The sequence below is a fragment of the Mesotoga sp. HF07.pep.5.2.highcov genome, from assembly GCF_003666285.1.
GTDB classification, from domain to species: domain Bacteria; phylum Thermotogota; class Thermotogae; order Petrotogales; family Kosmotogaceae; genus Mesotoga; species Mesotoga prima.
Window position 1 is genome coordinate 1 of the sequence record NZ_JFHJ01000390.1, and the last position, 935, is coordinate 935.

General features: G+C 48.0%; 1 protein-coding gene. It reads right to left on the reverse strand.

Annotation, left to right across the window (positions count from 1 at the left end):
* Positions 1 to 173: 173 nt before the first annotated feature.
* On the reverse strand, positions 174 to 605 hold the full coding sequence (locus BG32_RS08390) for a hypothetical protein (protein ID WP_006490234.1): 432 nt from the start codon (positions 603 to 605) through the stop codon (positions 174 to 176).
* Between the last annotated feature and the right edge of the window lie 330 nt (positions 606 to 935).

The following is a 935-nucleotide window of genomic DNA, read 5'->3' on the forward strand; positions in this document are numbered from 1 at the left end:
GAGATGCTTCCGAAAGCGAAACGTTCATGCAACTTTGTTCGAGACGGATAAGTTCTTGAAGGCATGGTTTTCTGGGCAGAAGTATCTTGAATAAAGCACTTCTGAAGAATTAGCTTTTGATTGCAAGAAAAAGGGCCCATATAGGGCCCTATCTAGATCTTTGGAGGATGGGGTTATCTTGTCTTTCCGAAGCCTTTACCGCGTCCGGGGCCTCTTTCGCCAGAAGCGCCGTATCTGTATCCCGTTCCGTCCTGTGCGCTCTTGTTTTCCATAAGTCTTTTGCCGCCGTTCGGGCAGTTGTCGTTGATGCCGTCTTCATTTGCGTCCACAAAGTTCTCACAGGTTGTAGGATCCTGAAGCCTCTGCATTGTTCTTGTGCCGAAGCCGCCTTCAACTTCTTTTCCGGCCGGTCCTCTTCTGTTCATGTAGACCTTTTCACCGTCAACCGGGCAGTTATCGTTTACTCCGTCTCCGTCTTCGTCCACGAAGTTCTCACATGCCGCCACATCCTGAACTCTCTTCATCTGCCTTGCACCGTAACCAACAGCCAAAGTCATTCCGCCGATCAAGAGAAGCGCTATCGTAATCAGTACTACTTTCTTCATCTGCTTTCACCTCCATCTGATTTTCGGTATATTCTCAGTCTAAGGTCCATTTCTTAGAGTCAGCTTAGCAAAACCTTAGAGTTTGCTTAGAAACGTGGAAACCGGGGTTGGGGGTTGGTGGTTGCGGGTTCGTAAGAGCAAAATATCAGTTGCAAGATGCAAGAATAAACGACGAGGTTGGGGGTTGGTGGTTGCAGGTTGGTAAGAGCGAGTGAAAAAGGATCACCGCTGAATGGTTATCCGTTCTCCGAATAAAAAAACCTTTTGTTCGTTCCAGAGCGAAGAGCAGTTCTTCGTTCCGACGCTGCGCATTCAGGTTACAGGAAAAAC

Coding starts and splice junctions, on each gene's coding strand:
- BG32_RS08390 (WP_006490234.1), bottom strand. CDS start 605: ATGAAGAAAGTAGTACTGATTACGATAGCGCTTCTCTTGATCGGCGGA.